At 43.4% G+C, this 18,100-nt stretch carries 14 protein-coding genes; 10 read left to right on the top strand and 4 right to left on the bottom strand.

The genetic code is table 11. The annotated features are described in order from the left end of the window. The first annotated feature begins 5 nt into the window (after positions 1 to 5). The 5 genes from IEY48_RS03770 (at position 6) to IEY48_RS03790 (ending at position 6,113) form a co-directional block, all read left to right on the top strand. Complete coding sequence (locus IEY48_RS03770; RefSeq protein WP_188917403.1) at positions 6 to 1,136, top strand: sodium ion-translocating decarboxylase subunit beta; 1,131 nt, start codon at positions 6 to 8, stop codon at positions 1,134 to 1,136. A 369-nt stretch (positions 1,137 to 1,505) separates the two neighbouring features. Then, on the top strand, positions 1,506 to 2,894 hold the full coding sequence (locus IEY48_RS03775; protein WP_188917405.1) for a CmpA/NrtA family ABC transporter substrate-binding protein: 1,389 nt from the start codon (positions 1,506 to 1,508) through the stop codon (positions 2,892 to 2,894). Positions 2,895 to 2,978: 84 nt separating this feature from the next. Then, positions 2,979 to 3,899 (top strand): ABC transporter permease, encoded by a 921-nt coding sequence (locus IEY48_RS03780; RefSeq protein WP_229786307.1) that lies wholly within the window; start codon positions 2,979 to 2,981, stop codon positions 3,897 to 3,899. Positions 3,900 to 3,909: 10 nt separating this feature from the next. Further along, positions 3,910 to 4,782, top strand: coding sequence for an ABC transporter ATP-binding protein (locus tag IEY48_RS03785; RefSeq protein ID WP_188917407.1), 873 nt, complete (start codon positions 3,910 to 3,912; stop codon positions 4,780 to 4,782). A 167-nt stretch (positions 4,783 to 4,949) separates the two neighbouring features. Beyond that, positions 4,950 to 6,113 (top strand): alginate export family protein, encoded by a 1,164-nt coding sequence (locus IEY48_RS03790; RefSeq protein WP_373293691.1) that lies wholly within the window; start codon positions 4,950 to 4,952, stop codon positions 6,111 to 6,113. A 123-nt stretch (positions 6,114 to 6,236) separates the two neighbouring features. Here IEY48_RS03790 and IEY48_RS03795 read toward each other — a convergent pair whose 3' ends face one another. Further along, positions 6,237 to 7,487, bottom strand: coding sequence for a dicarboxylate/amino acid:cation symporter (locus IEY48_RS03795; RefSeq protein ID WP_188917411.1), 1,251 nt, complete (start codon positions 7,485 to 7,487; stop codon positions 6,237 to 6,239). A gap of 311 nt (positions 7,488 to 7,798) precedes the next feature. Between IEY48_RS03795 and IEY48_RS03800 the strand changes: the two genes are divergently transcribed. From IEY48_RS03800 to IEY48_RS03820, 5 genes are all read left to right on the top strand, one after another. Beyond that, positions 7,799 to 8,218, top strand: a complete 420-nt coding sequence (locus IEY48_RS03800) for a YqaA family protein (protein ID WP_188917413.1) — start codon at positions 7,799 to 7,801, stop codon at positions 8,216 to 8,218. Between the two features lie 87 nt (positions 8,219 to 8,305). Further along, positions 8,306 to 11,161: a M16 family metallopeptidase gene (locus IEY48_RS03805; protein ID WP_283106148.1), complete on the top strand. Its 2,856-nt coding sequence runs from the start codon at positions 8,306 to 8,308 to the stop codon at positions 11,159 to 11,161. 352 nt (positions 11,162 to 11,513) lie between these two features. Beyond that, positions 11,514 to 13,157, top strand: coding sequence for a glutamate--cysteine ligase (gshA, locus tag IEY48_RS03810; protein WP_268244294.1), 1,644 nt, complete (start codon positions 11,514 to 11,516; stop codon positions 13,155 to 13,157). A 2-nt stretch (positions 13,158 to 13,159) separates the two neighbouring features. Next, positions 13,160 to 13,612, top strand: a complete 453-nt coding sequence (locus tag IEY48_RS03815) for a hypothetical protein (RefSeq protein WP_229786305.1) — start codon at positions 13,160 to 13,162, stop codon at positions 13,610 to 13,612. 133 nt (positions 13,613 to 13,745) lie between these two features. After that, on the top strand, positions 13,746 to 14,348 hold the full coding sequence (locus IEY48_RS03820; RefSeq protein ID WP_188917417.1) for a transglycosylase SLT domain-containing protein: 603 nt from the start codon (positions 13,746 to 13,748) through the stop codon (positions 14,346 to 14,348). A gap of 56 nt (positions 14,349 to 14,404) precedes the next feature. Here the strand turns inward: IEY48_RS03820 and IEY48_RS03825 are convergent, their stop codons facing one another. The 3 genes from IEY48_RS03825 to purE form a co-directional block, all read right to left on the bottom strand. Further along, a complete protein-coding gene (locus IEY48_RS03825) occupies positions 14,405 to 15,985 on the bottom strand; it encodes a methyl-accepting chemotaxis protein (protein ID WP_188917419.1) in 1,581 nt (526 codons plus the stop codon). A gap of 337 nt (positions 15,986 to 16,322) precedes the next feature. Further along, on the bottom strand, positions 16,323 to 17,405 hold the full coding sequence (gene purK / locus IEY48_RS03830; RefSeq protein WP_188917421.1) for a 5-(carboxyamino)imidazole ribonucleotide synthase: 1,083 nt from the start codon (positions 17,403 to 17,405) through the stop codon (positions 16,323 to 16,325). Continuing rightward, entirely contained in the window at positions 17,405 to 17,896 is a 492-nt protein-coding gene (purE, locus tag IEY48_RS03835) for a 5-(carboxyamino)imidazole ribonucleotide mutase (RefSeq protein WP_188917423.1), read from the bottom strand. Before purE ends, purK begins: the two co-directional genes overlap by 1 nt. Between the last annotated feature and the right edge of the window lie 204 nt (positions 17,897 to 18,100).

Here is an 18,100-nt window from a genome sequence, read left to right on the forward strand (position 1 = left end):
TCGAAATGGAAGGATTAATGGCCTTTTGGTCAGAAACTGGGATTGCCAACTTTACTGGCGGCCAATTATTAATGATGGGCGTGGGCTGTTTATTGCTGTTTTTAGCCATTGCTAAAGGCTTTGAACCACTATTATTACTGCCAATTGGCTTTGGTGCTATTTTAGCTAACATTCCGAACGCGGGTTTTACTGACGAGGGCGGCTTACTCTATTACGCCTACCATGTGGGTATTGAAACCGGTATTTTCCCACTGCTTATCTTCATGGGCGTGGGCGCCTTAACCGATTTTGGAGCCTTAATCGCTAACCCTAAAACATTATTGTTAGGTGCGGCGGCGCAGTTTGGTATTTTTGCAACCTTACTCGGTGCCATTGGGCTTAACTTAGTGCCTGGGTTTGAGTTTAGTATGCAAGATGCTGCTGCAATTGCCATCATTGGTGGTGCAGATGGGCCAACCGCGATTTTCTTAGCCTCTAAGCTGGCGCCTGAGTTATTGGGTGCCATTGCGGTTGCTGCTTATTCATACATGGCATTGGTGCCGTTAATTCAGCCGCCAATAATGAAATTATTGACCACCAAAGCTGAACGTGAAATTAAGATGGAGCAGCTGCGCGAAGTTAGCAAAAAAGAGAAAATCATTTTCCCATTGATGGTATTGGGTATGACCATTCTGTTTTTACCTGCAGCCACACCGTTAGTGGGTATGTTTTGTCTCGGTAACTTAATGCGTGAGTCTGGTGTAGTGGATCGTTTGTCTAAAACCGCACAAAACGAATTAATTAATATTGTGACGATTTTCCTCGGGCTGGCTGTTGGATCTAAATTGTCTGCAGAGCAGTTTTTGCGTATCGAAACCCTCGGTATTTTAGTTTTGGGTGCTGTGGCATTTAGTATTGGTACGGCTACAGGTGTATTAATGGCTAAGCTGATGTGTAAGCTGTCGGGCGGTAAAGTGAATCCATTGATTGGTGCGGCAGGTGTTTCAGCGGTGCCAATGGCTGCAAGGGTGGTGAATAAAGTGGGCCTAGAGTCTAACAATCAAAACTTTTTGCTTATGCATGCCATGGGGCCAAACGTTGCGGGGGTGCTGGGTAGTGCGGTTGCTGCCGGTGTCTTGCTTGCGGTGCTTGGTTAATCCCAAGATTTAATCTGAAACTGAGCCAGTGCTATAGCACTGGCTTTGTTCGTTTACGGCCTACCTCTTTTGGAACATATTGGTGCGTTAATGCTGTAATGTTGCACTGTTATGGTATTACGGGTTGTTAACCAAATTTTAACAATTGCAGTTAAATCATGCATTTAACAGATTGGCACGAATGATGAATATTAATACTTACACGTGTTGAACATTCTGTATGAGTGGGTAACGTGTCAGGTTTAAACCTAACTGACTGATATATAACGTGTAAAAATTTACTTTTTGGCAAAGGCGCTATCGAGATATTCCTTTATGGATATCCGAGGCGCCTTTTTTGTGGGCAATTTTCATCAATGGGGAATTAACATGACTTGGACAACATCGATAACACAGCAGTTGCTTAAACCGCTTATCTTGGGGATAGCGATTGGCACCAGCTTAAGTGTCACTTCGGTCAATGCTGAAATAGGCTATCCAGAAAAAGAAGAGCTTAAATTTGGTTTTATCAAATTAACCGATATGGCACCGATAGCTGTCGCGTATGAAAAAGGCTATTTCGAGGAAGAAGGCCTGTACGTCACCATCGAAGCACAAGCTAACTGGAAAGTCTTACTTGATGGCGTTATCGACGGTCGCCTTGATGGCGCGCACATGCTTGCGGGCCAGCCTATTGCTGCCACCATAGGTTATGGTACTAAAGCCCATATTATTACCCCATTTTCAATGGACCTAAACGGTAATGCGATTACGGTTTCAAATGATGTGTGGGCTAAAATGAAGCCGAACATTGCCAAGCAAGCTGATGGAAAGCCAGTTCACCCTATTACTGCCGACTCATTAAAGCCGGTTGTTGAAGAATTTAATGCGGCGGGTAAACCATTTAATATGGGCATGGTATTTCCTGTATCGACTCACAACTACGAGTTACGTTATTGGTTAGCGGCAGGGGGGATTCACCCAGGCTTTTATGCGCCGCACAAAGGTGATACTTCAGGGCAAATTGACGCACAAGCGTTATTGTCGGTAACACCACCACCACAAATGCCTTCAACACTTGAAGCTGGCACTATTTACGGATATTGCGTTGGTGAGCCCTGGAACCAACAGGCCGTGTTTAAAGGCATTGGTGTTCCGGTAGTGACAGATTATGAAATTTGGAAAAATAACCCAGAAAAAGTCTTTGGTATCACGGCACAGTTTGCTGAAAAATACCCTAATACCACTATTCGCTTAACACGTGCATTAATTCGTGCGGCCAAGTGGCTGGATGACAATAACAACGCTAACCGCCCAGAAGCGGTAAAAATATTGTCACAACCTAACTATGTCGGCGCAGATTACGACGTGATTGCCAACAGCATGACTGGCACCTTTGAATATGAAAAAGGCGACAAGCGTGCAGTGCCAGACTTTAATGTGTTCTTTAGACACAACGCCACTTACCCATACTATTCAGATGCGATTTGGTATTTAACTCAAATGCGCCGTTGGGGCCAAATTGAACAAGATCAATCAGACGATTGGTACAAAGATGTTGCCGCTAAGGTTTACCGTCCTGATCTTTACGCTAAAGCAGCACAATCACTTATCGACGACAAATTAATCCCTGCAAGTGCGTTTCCTGACTTTAGCAGCGAAAGCGGGTTTAAAGCGCCGCAAACTCACTTTATCGATAATTTAGTGTACGACGGAAGTCAGCCAAATGCATACATCAATTCATTTACGATTGGTTTAAAGCAAGGTGACAAGCTGTAATACACGGCTAAGGAGTCTGGGGTGAATAGTCTAACGTCGATTACACATAATCGCTTAATGGAACGAGACAAGGTGGCAGCAGTGATGGTGAAAATGGCTGAGCTCAGTAAAGTGATCTTGTTACCGTTTATTGGTATAGCCATATTTTTAAGCATATGGACAGTGACCGCCAATAGTATCGATACGTCTTTGGGTAAGTTTCCGGGACCGGTTGCGGTGGTGACACAGTTTGAAAATTTATATCAAGAACATGTTAACGAGCGCGAAAAAGCACAGGCATTTTTTGAACGCCAAGAAACGCGTAATGCGGCTCGGCTGGCAAAAGATCCAAGCTATGAAGCCAAAATTCGTGGCTACACCGGTAAAGAAACCTTTTGGGATCAAATTGTCACGAGTTTAGTGACCGTGATGAGTGGCTTTATATTGGCTGCAGTTATCGCCATTCCCTTAGGTATTTGGATGGGGTTAAGCCGCAGCTTACAAGCGGCAATTAACCCCATTATTCAAATCTTTAAACCGGTATCACCGCTAGCCTGGTTGCCTTTGGTCACTATGGTAGTGAGTGCGGTGTATGTGTCGCCAGATCCGATAGTATCAAAATCGTTTATTAACTCGATGTTGACCGTCACCCTGTGTAGCGTGTGGCCGATGATTATCAATACCGCTATTGGGGTGTCGAGTATCGACAGCGACTTAATTAATGTCAGTAAAGTACTGCGATTGTCGGCCATCACCCATGTGCAAAAAATTGTGTTACCCGCGTCCATTCCAATGATTTTTACCGGAATGCGATTATCGCTGGGTGTGGCCTGGATGGTATTAATTGCCGCCGAAATGTTAGCCCAAAACCCAGGGTTAGGTAAGTTTGTTTGGGATGAGTTTCAAAATGGTAGTTCTGACTCATTAGCGCGCATTATGGCAGCCGTCGTGGTGATTGGCTTTATTGGCTTTTTACTCGACCGCGGCATCTTAGCGTTACAACGCTGGGTTTCTTGGGACCAATAAGGAAAACACAATGAGCACATTTTTAGATATCAGTGGTGTTGATATGGTTTTTCCAACACCTAAGGGATCATTTACTGCCCTCAAAGACGTTAATTTGAAAATAAACCAGGGTGAGTTTGTCTCGTTAATTGGTCACTCTGGTTGCGGTAAATCAACCGTATTAAATATTGTCGCCGGGTTATATCAAGCCAGTTCTGGTGGGGTTATTTTAAAAAATACTGAAGTCAAAGCCCCTGGGCCAGAACGGGCGGTGGTGTTTCAAAATCATTCATTATTGCCCTGGCTCAGTGCCTATCAAAACGTTGAGTTGGCGGTAAAGCAAGTCTTTGCTGGCAAAATGAATAAAACCGAAATGAAACAATGGATTGAACATAATTTGCAGCTGGTACACATGGATCATGCTATGCACAAACGCCCAGGTGAAATTTCTGGCGGTATGAAGCAGCGTGTCGGTATTGCACGTGCGCTTGCCATGCAACCAGAAGTGCTATTAATGGATGAACCCTTTGGCGCACTTGATGCGCTCACCCGAGCACATATGCAAGATTCGTTAATGGAAATCCAAAGTCAGCTCAATAACACAGTGATTATGATCACCCACGACGTCGATGAGGCTGTATTGCTGTCAGACAAAATCGTCATGATGACCAATGGCCCCGAAGCCACCGTGGGTGAGATTTTATCGGTAGAGCTTGAGCGTCCAAGAAACCGCTTAGCCTTAGCGCAAGATACCGAATACAACCGATTGCGATCTGAAGTACTTAAGTTCCTCTACGAAAAGCAGCGCAAGGTTGAACCGCTGCCTCAAACTAAACAAGTAAATAAAATGCAAGATATGTCACAGCAAAAAATTAACAAAGTCGTTACCATTAATAACGGTTAGCTTGCAAGCGACTTAAATACACAACAACGTGTAATAATAAAATATTCAAGGGATATAAGATGAAAAATAAACTGCTTGCTAGTCAAGTTGCGGGTAAAGCTTGCTTAAATTTAAGCTCATTTAAAAAAGCGACAGTATCAGCATTAAGCTGTTCATTATTATTGGCAATGGGCAGTGCAAACGCTGCAGAAACAACGGTTAATTCAGTTGCCGATGCCATTACTCAGGGTACTGCACAAGTAAACTTAAATTTACGTTATGAATCTGTCGATCAAGATAATGCGTTAAAAGATGCTGATGCGTTGACTTTACGCACTCGCTTAACGTTTGCTACGGCGGAGTATTATGGATTAAGCGCGCTAGTTGAGTTTGAAGATTCTCGCAGTTTAGCAGGTGTCAATGATTACAATGATGCTATTGGTAATAATGCTGCTTACTCTGTGATTGCCGATCCGGAAACCACTGAGCTAGACCAAGCTTTCTTACAATATAAACGCAATGGCTTTAAAGCTAAAGTCGGCCGTCAAGTGATGGCTCTTGATAATATGCGTTTTATTGGGCATGTAGGCTGGCGTCAAGACCGTCAAACCTTTGATGCCGTGACCATGCAATATGCTATCGACGACTTTAGCGTTGATTACGGTTACATTTACAAACGTAACCGTATTTTCGCAGAAGTAAAAGACATTGACTCAAAAGATCACGTGTTTAATGCATCTTACAATTTAGATTTGGGAAAGCTAAGTGCATATGGCTACTTACTTGAAGAAGATACCAACGTAGAAAATGCTATTGACACCTACGGTATTCGCTTTGCGGGTGCTAAAGATTTTGATAACGTAAAACTCCTTTATACAGTTGATTATGCAACTCAAGACACAGATACCGCAACGGCATCATATTCTACTGATTATATGCTTGCAGAAGTGGGGGTAGGCTATAGTGGTTTAACGGTTAAGCTTGGATATGAGCTATTGGGTTCTGACGATGGCGAGTATGGATTTTCAACGCCATTAGCGACCTTGCATGCGTTTAATGGTTGGGCAGACCAATTCTTGGCAACACCAGCACAAGGCTTAGCTGATACATATGTATCAATTAGCGGTAAAGTCGCCGGCGGTAAATGGGCGTTGGTTTACCATGATTTTGAAGCCGATGACTCAAGTGCCACGGTGAGTGATTTAGGTAACGAAATAGACGCGGTATTTAGCTTACCAATCGATAAGCACTACACTGTTGGTGTTAAATATGCTGCTTACTCTGCAGGTGATGCCGGTGCCGGTAAAGTTGATGCAGATAAAGTATGGTTATGGGCAAACGCTAAGTTCTAATTCTTATCCAGAATTGAGGTTTATTAGTGTGCTATAACTAAAAAAGCGAGCATCAATTGATGCTCGCTTTTTGTTTTTTTGATTGCGGGTAACGCCCGCGTATTATTAATATTATGCTAAAGATTAAACCTGAGTTTGCGGCGCGGTTGATTCATTGGCGTAAAATTGTTCTACATCTAATTGACCTTCGCTTTTACCAATGACTACGGCCGTCATCATGTCACCTGTGACGTTAGTGGCTGTGCGGATCATATCGATAATACGGTCAATAGCTGCAATAAAAGCAATACCTTCAAGCGGTAAACCAATCACACCTAATGTGACGGTTAACATGACCATTGCGCTACCAGGCACACCTGCAGTACCCACCGAAGCCACCGTTGCGGTGACCGCAATTAGCATGTAATCGGTCATATCTAATGGAATACCGTAAATTTGCGCAATAAATATCGCGGCAATGGCAGGGTAGATACCACCGCAACCGTCCATGTTCATGGTTGCGCCAAGAGGCAGTACAAACGCGCTGTAGCGTTTAGACACCCCCATCGCTTCAGTGCAGCGTGTGCTGGCTGGTAAAGTACCAAAACTGGATGCAGTACTAAATGCCACGACTTGCGCTGGCATGGCTTTGCGGAAAAACTGTAATGGGCTTAACCCCGCAGCAAATTTCACTAAGCCACCGTAAACAACAATAATATGAATAAGCGCAGCGATATAAATCGCCATAATGAACTTACCTAACGGCAAAAGTGTGCTTAAGCCATACTCGCCGACCACCCAAGCCATTAACCCAAATACACCGATAGGGGTTAATTTAAGCACCATACGCGTTAACTGGAACATGACTTCCGCGCCCGCTTCAATGGTATTTTTTAACGCCACGGCTTTTTCGCCGACAGCATTAATCGCAATGCCCACCAACGCAGCAAACACAATAATTTGCAGCACATTACCCTCAGCCAATGAAGCAAAAGGGTTAACTGGGATCATGTTTAATAACACCTGAGCAAACCCAGGAATATCACGTTCGCGCACCTCAGATGTAGCCAGCGCAAGATTGCCGCCCATATCGATAAGGCTACCAATAGTTAAGCCAATAAACGACGCAATAGTGCCAGTAAACATAAACATGGCGAGGGTTTTAAAGCTCAGTCTTTTTAAGTTTGATTGCGAACCTAAAGAGGTAATACTGACCACAATGGCACAAAATACTAAAGGCGCGACCAGCATTTTTATCGCACTAATAAACAAATCGCCAAGCGGTTTTAATATAATGGCTGATTCACCCAGACCTATACCGGTTAAGGTGCCTAAAACAAAACCCGCAATGACTTTTTGCCAAAACGGAATACGATTGAGCGTTTGCAGTATCATGTCAATTCCAAGTGTAAACCCATGGTGTAATGCCAAGTGGATGGCATGTTAATGGGCTAAATAGCGGGGCATGGCGTTGTAAAACGTCCTGTACCCTACCTATAGGTTAATAAATATTAATCGCATTGTATGAACTGAGCTCATAGCAGACAACGTTATTTTGTTATAACTTATAAGAATAAGTGGCTTTGTTATTATAACTTTAATTTTTTTACTGTTTTTTAACCTATTTCAACAACAAAACCGACTTTTGTTGGTCGAAGCTATAGCTCGTTAACTCAACCCTTTATTACGAGACAATAAGATAAGTCATGACAAGTTTGTGGATGATGTTCTCCGGCGCCTTTTTAGCGGCGACTTTATTACCGGGCGGGTCAGAGGTGTTGCTGGTGGCGTTACTCAATGAAGCCCCCTCTATGTGGTGGCAGCTGTTATTAATGGCCACGTTAGGTAACACCTTAGGCGCCATGACCAGTTATGGTTTAGGCCGTGCAGGACGGATGGCTAAAAATCCACAAGACATTCAAAGCAAATCTCATCAAACGGCCTTAGTGTGGGTTGAACGTTATGGTATTTGGGCGTTGTTATTATCCTGGTTGCCACTTATCGGTGATGTACTATGCCTACTTGCTGGCTGGTTAAAGTGGCCATTGATGGCATCAACATTACTGATATTTGTCGGAAAAATATTACGTTACAGTGTGATTGTTTTCATCTTTATGTCGGTATGACAAGATAAAATGAATCTAGTATTAATCGGCTAGTGCATAACAAGTCTGTAATGCGCTAGACGCTTTGTTAACAGGAAGGACTCGATTTTGAAATTACATTTAAAAAAATGGTTGTTGGCCAGTGCCATCAGTGCTGCACTGGCAGGCTGTGCCCACGAAGTACAGCAAGTTTCTACATTGCCTCAAGGTGTTAGTTTAATTGAAGCCGTCGCCCAGGCAGAAAATCAAGTCAGTATCCCCTATAAAAAGTATCAACTTGCTAATGGCCTGACGGTGATTTTACATCAAGATAAATCAGATCCATTAGTGCATGTTGATGTGACCTACCATGTTGGCTCTGCCCGTGAACTTGCCGGGCGCAGTGGTTTTGCGCATTTATTTGAACACATGATGTTCCAAGGCTCACAACATGTCGCAGACGAACAGCATTTTAAAGTGATTACAGAGGCTGGTGGCACCTTAAACGGCACCACAAATACTGACCGCACCAATTACTTTGAAACCGTACCGAGCAATCAGCTAGAAAAAATGCTCTGGTTAGAGTCTGATCGCATGGGCTTTTTACTGCCCGCATTAACCGACAAAAAGTTTGAAGTGCAACGTGAAACCGTAAAAAACGAACGTGCACAGCGCATTGATAACCGCCCATATGGCCGTTTAAATGAACGTTTTAATCAAGCACTGTACCCAGCAGGACACCCTTATTCATGGCCGGTTATTGGCTGGCCAGAAGATTTAGACCGTGCTACCTCAAGCGATGTTAAACATTTCTTCCAACGCTGGTACGGACCAAACAATGCCACCTTGACCATTGGTGGTGACTTTGACGAAGTGCAAACGCTAGCATGGGTGAATAAGTACTTTGGCGAAATTCCGCGCGGCCCTGAAGTGAAGCCCGATGCTAAAACGGCAGTCACGTTAGACAAAACCCGTTATATTTCGATGGAAGACAAAGTCCATTTACCACTGCTTTATATCGGTTTTCCGACCGTATACGCACAACATAAAGATGAGGCCGCGCTCGACTTATTGGCTAATATCTTAGGCGGCGGTAAAACCTCGCTTATTTATAAAAATCTAGTGAAAGAAGGTTTTGCCGTGCAAGCCGGTGTGAGTCACCCATGTCAGGAGCTTGCATGCCAAATGTCTTTGTATGCTGTTGCTAATCCGGCAAAAGGCGGCAACCTCGCTGACATTGAAACCAAAGTGAATCAAACCATTGCCGAGTTTGAACAGCGCGGCGTGACTAATGATGATTTACAAAAAGTGAAAGTACAGTTTGAGGCCGACACCATTTTTGGCATGCAAAGTGTGCAAGGCAAAGTGTCGACTTTAGCTGCCAACCAAACCTTTTTTGGGCAACCAGATATGGTGGCCTCTGATCTTGCACGTTATGCCAATGTCACCAAAGCTGACGTTATGCGGGTATTTAACACCTACATTAAAAACAAACCTATGGTGGTAATGAGTGTGGTACCTGAAGGGCAAACACAGTTAATTGCTCATCAAGATAACTTTACACCAAAGGTGATGCCAATAGCGCAAGAAGCTGTTACCGGATTAACGGGTACAGCATTTGCTAAGTCCTCTTTTGACCGCAGTAAAATGCCAACATCATCTGCCGCGCCGTCACTTACTGTGCCACAACTGTGGCAAGCCAAGCTTGAAAATGGCATCAGCGTAATGGGCACAGAAAGCAACGAAACACCAACCGTAGAGCTATTAATATACCTTGATGGCGGTCATCGTTTAGCTTCGCTAGATAAAGCCGGTGTTGCCGACTTAACGGCGTCTATGCTTAATGAATCAAGCAGCAAACGCAGTAGTGAAGAGCTTGCGGGTGCATTAGACATGCTAGGTTCAAGTATTTCATTTGGCGCGAGCAGTTCTCAAAGCTACATTAAAGTATCGAGCTTAACTGAAAACCTCGATGCGACATTGGCCTTGGTTGAAGAACGTTTATTCAGCCCTGGTTTTTTACAAGCTGACTTTGATCGTGTTAAACAACAAGCTATCCAAGGGTTACAACATCAATTATCAGACCCTAACTACATTGCCAGCGCGGGCTTTAAAGCATTGCTTTATGGCAACGATAACCCAATGGGAGTGAGCAGTAATGGTACGGTTAAGTCATTGTCTGCGCTAACGTTAGATGACGTTAAACAATATTATCAGCAACAATATCGTGCGGGTAATGCGCAAATGGTGGTGGTGTCAGATCTAAATCAACAACAGTTAATGCCAAAGTTGTCGTTATTTGCACAATGGCAAGGAGAAGCGACTCAAGTTGCAGCATTAGGCGCATCGCTTACGCACCCTAAAAACACGGTTTATTTGATTGATAAACCAGGTGCGGCGCAGTCAGTGATTACCCTAGGTAAAACATCGTTAGCTTATGATGCTACAGGCGATTACTTTAAAGCTTACCTGATGAACTACCCATTAGGCGGTGCATTTAATAGTCGTATTAACCTTAATCTGCGTGAAGACAAAGGCTATACCTACGGTGCGCGAACCATGTTTGTTGGCGCTGAAGACTCTGGCGAGTTTATGGCTTACGCTAGCGTCCGCAGTGACGTGACCGCTGAAGCCTTAACGGAGTTTGTTAATGAGTTAAGCGCTTACCAAGCAAAAGGCATGACAGATGATGAGCTTAACTTTATGCGTAGCTCAATTGCCCAAGGTCAAGCGCTTGAGTACGAAACACCGTATCAAAAAGCTGGCTTTTTACGGATGATTCAACGTTATCAACTCGACAGTAACTTTACCGCAGAACAAGATAACATCGTCAATAACATTTCAACTCAAGAGTTAAACCAACTTGCGAGTCAGCTATTGAACATTGATGATATGGTTATTCTGGTCGTGGGTGATAAAACCAGCGTTGAACCTAGCATAAAAGCATTAGGGTATCAGGTTGAAACAGTAACACTTGCTGACTAGTTGAACAATTGATACGCTTTGGTTAACACTGGCACTTGAAAAAGCCCAGTGTTAACCTCATATTGTAAACATAAGTCAGCTCGCTAAGTTAGCTGGCTTTTTTAATGTAATTGACCAAACGGTATCGGTGCCCAATTTACCCTAAATGAGTAATTTGAGGTTAGTTAGTTTAGGCGTTACACAAGCAATTTTAATGACTTAGATCTTATAAACGGTAACCGCAGCGTGTTACCGTTTTTATTTTTTTACTTAGTCGGCGCGATGTCTCGCTGACGTAGAAATACATTTTTTGCGAAATTAGTAACAATATCCTTTATTATCAGGTCTAGCTGTTTACTCGCAATGCGAATCCATAAAAGAGAGTAGTAAATTGAAGTCTTTCAATGAAAAAGTCGAACACTTAAACGATACTCAAGGCCGCGAGGCATTATTGGGCATGTTACGTGGTATTGAACGTGAAGCATTGCGTATTGACGATAACGGTCATTTAGCTCAAGACGAACACCCAAAAGCATTAGGCTCAGCCCTGACTAACTCGCGTATTACTACCGATTACAGCGAAGCATTACTCGAATTTATCACCCCAGTAAATCACAGTATCGACGATTTACTCGAAGGGTTAACCCAAACTCATGCCTATACTGTACGCAATCTTAATGGCCAAAAACTGTGGCCAGTAAGCATGCCGTGTTATGTCGGCGATGTTGCCAATATACCGGTTGCACGTTATGGCAATTCTAATACCGGTAAAATGAAAACCTTATACCGCAAAGGATTAACCCACCGTTACGGCGCTTTAATGCAAATTATTGCCGGGGTGCATTTTAACTTTTCGGTTTCAAATGCGTTATGGCAACGCCTGTATGATGACAAAATTGCTAACGGTAATGGCAATGCTTGCTGTAGCAAAAGTATTACTTTTGAAGACTTTATCTCTGAATCTTATTTTGGACTTATTCGTAACTATCGCCGTTTAGTGTGGGTATTACCGTATTTGTTTGGTTCATCGCCCGCGTTATGTGGGTCGTTTATTAAAGATCAAGACGTTGATTTTGAGTTTGAAAAAACCGGTAAAGGGACCTTGTATTTACCTTATGCAACCTCATTGCGTATGAGTGATTTAGGTTACACCAACAAAGAACAAGACACCTTAAACATCAGCTATAACTCACTACCTGAATACCTCGAAGGTGTGGGCGCTGCGATTAAAATGCCATCGAAAAAATTTGCCCAAATTGGTGTCAATGTAGATGGTGATTACCGTCAGCTTAATAGCAATATTTTGCAAATTGAAAACGAGTTTTATGCGCCAATTAGGGCGAAACGCGTGACTAAATCAGGTGAGAAGCCTTCGCAAGCATTAGCTCGCGCAGGTGTTGAGTACATTGAAGTTCGCGCATTAGATGTTAATCCATTTAGCCCTGTGGGTATTGATGCTACTCAGGTGCGCTTCCTCGACTTATTTTTATTACACTGTTTATTGTCACCGTCAGAAGACACTGATGAAGCCGGCGAAGCTGAAATTGCTGCCAACTTAAAAGCCGTCGTGCTCGAAGGGCGCAAACCGGGTTTAACCTTGCAACGCCATGGCCAAGCTATTGGGTTAAATGAGTGGATGCACGAGTTATTTGCTGAACTATCAACCCTTGCTGTATTACTCGACGGTGAAGACAGTCATACATATCAAACCGCATTAAACACCTGGGCAGAAGCCATAGATGACCCAGATAAAACCTTGTCAGGTCGTGTTCTACACGAGGTTGTTGTAAAGGGTACTGACCACAGTGTATGGGTTCATCAGTTGGCAAAAGGTTATCATGAATTTTTGAGCCACTACCCACTTAGCGACGAAACTGAGCAATTCTATGCAGATGAAGCCAAAGCCTCGCTAGCTGAACAGCAAAACATTGAACAACAACCCCAAGACACCTTTAGCGAGTTTTTAAAACAATACTTTAAAGACGTTGTGCCAGCGGGCACCTTTGAGGCTAAGTAAGCATGTCTGGCAGATTGTCCCGGCGAAACAAAGCGCAAGCTACCGCAATGTGTTTGGCATTTGCCATTTTGCATGGTTGCGCGTCTTCGCCTGATGATACTGTCGTTTGTGGCACTGTTTCTAGCTATCTCGAGCCAGATAACAGTGCCCAGCTTTATCGAGTCGTCGTGACTCATCTTGACGGTGTCCCGGTTATTTCGCGGCCCAATTACCGCTTACCCCCTGGTAAGCATGAGTTTACCGTTGCTGAACTGATTAATGCACCAGAGCTCAAAGTGTCACTCGCGGCGCGTAAAGTGAAGGTATTGACTGTCGATGTGGGGGCTGAGCAGCGATACCATATTGCGGCTCAGTTTAATACCGACCGGATTTATATCGGTCAAAACACAGGGTATTGGCAGCCCATAGTATGGCAAACTGAACCTCATCAATGTGAGATGAAATCCGAACCTTAATTGCATTAGCGGTTCATTGATGTAAAACTCATCGTATCATCATAGGCTTAGCGGCTAATTGCCTGCCACTTTGTCTCAAATGTTATTTCTGGGTTAGCGAAAACCGTTAGCCTCACGTGCAAACCGAGGTGTTATGAAGCGTTTTTTAGCTGTGATTAGCTCAGTCTTATTACTGCAATTGTCTGGTTGTGCTACCTCTCCTCCGAAAGATCCTGATAATATCTGTGCCATTTTTGAAGAACACAGTGATTGGTATGATGCTGCCGTCGACACCCGTGAAAAGTGGGGCGTGCCAGTTCATGTTCCATTAGCCATGATGTACCAAGAAAGCTCGTTTAAACACGATGCTGCTCCCCCTATGGAATACTTTCTATGGATTATTCCCACTGGGCGAGCCAGCGATGCTTATGGTTATGCACAAGCGAAAACCATGACTTGGGACGACTATGTACGCGAAACAGGTAACAGTTGGTCAAGCCGTAGCGATTTTGACGATGCGATGGATTTTATGGGCTGGTTTATTTATAAAACCCATAAAATTAATGGTGTGTCTAAATGGGATGCGAAAAACCAATATTTAAATTATCACGAAGGCTGGGGCGGTTATAAGCGCGGCTCTTACAAGGCGAAAAAGTGGCTGACTCCAGTGGCCAATAAAGTCGAAAAGCGCGCCAAACGCTACGCTGCCCAATACGGTAAATGCAAAGAGGATTTAGACTCATCCTGGTGGTGGTAACCTCTTGCGTAAAGCCGCAGCGTGCGGCTTTATGCAAAGATGGGGTTGATCGGAGCTTATTGAGTCTTTTTAAAACTTCGCTTAAGAAACTGCTCAACCAATACAGTTTGCGATTCAAGCTTTTCAACTACACCTTGGCTGAGCCCAACCATATCTTTACCTAAGTCACTACTTTCATTAACCAATTGTGAAACATTAACAACGTTTCGGTTAACTTCTGTTGATACTTGAGATTGCTGCTCGACAGCACTTGCGATATGGTGAGTCATGTCGGTCATCATGCCAACCGCACTGCGAATTTCATTTAAGGCACTTCCTGCGCTTTCGGCTTGCTCAACGCAAACTGCTGCAGAGGATAATCCAGACTCCATACTGGATACCGCAGATTTAGTCCCTTGCTGAAGACTATTAATCATAGTGTGGATCTCAGTGGTAGAGACATGTGTTCGTTGTGCTAATGAACGAACTTCATCAGCCACAACGGCAAACCCACGACCTTGCTCTCCAGCTCTTGCAGCCTCAATAGCGGCATTTAATGCAAGTAAATTAGTTTGATCTGCAATTCCTTGAATAACATCTAAAACTGAACCTATGCTGTTACTTTGGTTTTCTAACTCAGCAATTACAGTTGAAATTTTATTCAATTGAATAGACATGTCTTGTATGGAACTGACCATTTGCTTAACGATATCGTCACCCAGATTGGTTTGAGATGATGCATTTTCAGCAGCCTGTGCTGCGTCAGTACAATTAGCGGCCATATCAGTTAGCGTAGCGGTCATTTCTTGCATAGCCGTTGCGACCTGTTCAACTTCAGCCATCTGAGACTGACTGTTCTTCTGAATCTCGGTACCTTTAACGGCCGATATTTTGGCGCTATTCGAGGTTTGTTCACTTGAGTCAAGAGTGCGGCCTAACACCGCTTTTAATTCTGAAGCTTGCATTTGTAATGCTAAATCAATTTTAGCAATATCATCATTCTTGCCTGTATAAATAGGTGAGGCAATCGGGTTGTCATATATTTCACTTGCTTTATTTACAAGAGCATTAAAGCGCGCAAACCCTAATTTTAGGCCGATTAAACCACAAACAAAACTAAGTCCAAACAGTCCATATCCAACTGTATTAGCTTGGCTAGCTACAAATAACATAGGTAGCATAGCTAAGATAAAAATGCTGTAAATTTTCAGTGGAAGAGTGAGTTTACTAGGTGTTACTGCACGCGTATCCCCATTATTTAATTTAGCATAAACCTTTTCAGCCCGATTGACTTGTTCTTGAGTTGGTTTTGTTCTAATTGATTGATATTCAATTATCTTTCCTTTGTAAGATATAGGCGTAACAAAAGCATCTACCCAATAAAAATCCCCATTTGCACACCTGTTTTTGACCAGGCCTTTCCAAGGTTCACCTTGTTGAATGTGTTGCCATAAATCTTTAAAAGCATCTGTAGGCATATCTGGATGGCGAACCATATTGTGTAGTTGATTTAATAATGTTTGTTGATCAAACCCAGCAACTTGGCAAAATGAGCTGTTTGCATACTTGATGTGGCTTTGAGGGTCTGTAATAGAAAGTAAAATTGAATCTGCGGGGTAGTCATACTCTTTATCGGTAGTGGGTTGATTATTCTTCATTTATGCTCCAATGTTTGACCACCATCATCCTTGAAACGGTACAGGTTTATTATTTTAATAATGAATAACTATTAATCGTGGATGATTTTAGGTTATAAAAAGGAGGTAGCACGTCAACCTGTAAAAGTTGTTAACTAACAATACTTAACTGTAATCAATAACAGAATAAGATAATTAACATCAGGTACTAACTTTATGCTACACCAAATTATTTTTTTGATCAGTTGTTTTTTGAATAAGTGAAAAAATATATTGTATACCTATGTTTTATAATAACAAAAAAGGAGCCTAGGCTCCTTTTTTCGTCGTTGATCAGATTTGTCGTTAATAAGGTGTATTAAGCAAACTCTGCCAAAATCCAATCTAAAGGAGCCTGGTATTGCTGTGGCATCCAGCTTTTAAGTTGGTTAATGCTGTCATCTAACATGGCTTTATTGTGCACAGACAAGTTTAAGTGACCCACCTTGCGGCCGACTCGCACTTCTTTGTTGTACCAAAACAGTTCAGCATTTGGCAGGCTTAACCAACGATCATCTTTATCGACACCGATTAAGTTCACCATCACACATTGAAAATTCACCTGTGGTTGATGCATTGGCAAATTACACAGTGCGCGTAAATGCAGTTCAAACTGATTGATATGACAGCCTGCCTGGGTCCAATGGCCTGAGTTATGCACTCTAGGCGCAAGCTCGTTAACCATAAGATGTTCACCAACTCTAAAGCACTCCATCGCCATCACACCCACATAATCAAGGCCATTCATGACCTTACTTAACATGGTTTCAGCTTCCGCTTGTAGCGGCGCTAAACGGCTTAGTGGCGCAATGGATGCCATTAAAATGCCGTCTTGATGCAGGTTCAGTGTTAAAGGGTAAAACAAACAACGGCCATCTTGGGTGCGCACGCCGACTAACGACACTTCTTCGTCAAAGTTAATCGCTTGCTCGGCAATGGCTTCATTGCGCCAATCATCAGGAATCGTGGTTGCTTCGGCCTGCTTTAACCAATGCTGACCTTTACCGTCATAACCGCCTGTGCGGCGCTTTAACAATACTCGGTCACCATAAGCACTGTGCAGAGTGTCAGTGCTGGTGTTGTCATCGACAAGTTGCCATGGCGAGGTTGCTACCGACAATTCATCTAACAGGCTTTTTTGCGTAAAACGGTCTGCTAAACGGCCAAAAACGGGGCCATTAATAAAATGCGGATGCTGGCTTAATTGCAAACTCAGTTGCGATTCTGGCCATTGTTCACGTTCAGCGGTAATGATGTCGTCTGCAAGTAGCGGCAATTGCGCATCAGTTGGGGTCATAATATCAACCGGGCGTACATTAATACCCAGTGGTTGACCTGCATGACTGAGCATGGCACCTAATTGACCATCGCCTAATACCCAAAGATTTTTTGGCAAAGTCATTAGTCTTCTCTCGGATCGGGATTATCTAGAATAGAGCGCGTTTGCTCATCACGAAACGCTTCTAAGCGTGCGGCTAAATCCGCGTCGGTAACGGCCAAAATTTGGCTCGCGAGTAAACCTGCGTTAAATGCGCCAGCAGTGCCAATGGCAAGGGTGCCCACGGCAATCCCTTTAGGCATTTGGACTATTGATAATAAGCTGTCCATGCCCGATAACGCCTTACTTTGCACTGGCACACCCAGCACAGGTAAGCGAGTTTTAGAGGCGATCATGCCTGGTAAATGGGCTGCGCCGCCTGCGCCACCAATAATGACTTTATAGCCTTTATCTGCAGCAGAACTTGCAAATTCCATTAGCTTGTCTGGCGTTCTGTGAGCTGAAACAACTTCAACATGGTAAGGCACTTGAAGCTTATCCATTATTTCTGCGGCGGCTTCCATCGTCGGCCAATCACTTTTCGAACCCATTACAACAGCAACTAGGGCTTGCATGTTAACTCCTTAACGTACTTATTCTATTAGTATATTTTGTTAATTTATCGGGTAAATAACCCGAGCGATTAACCTCAATATTAAGGCGATAAAAAAGGGGCTAGATAATAGCATAAGCCGTGCGCGATTGGCTGCACTTCAGTGTTTCTTGAGGCTAACACTCAGTTTCTAAAAACGAAAACTCTTTTACTGTGTTTGTTGGAG

The sequence above is a fragment of the Shewanella saliphila genome (assembly GCF_014648295.1).
GTDB lineage: Bacteria > Pseudomonadota > Gammaproteobacteria > Enterobacterales > Shewanellaceae > Shewanella > Shewanella saliphila.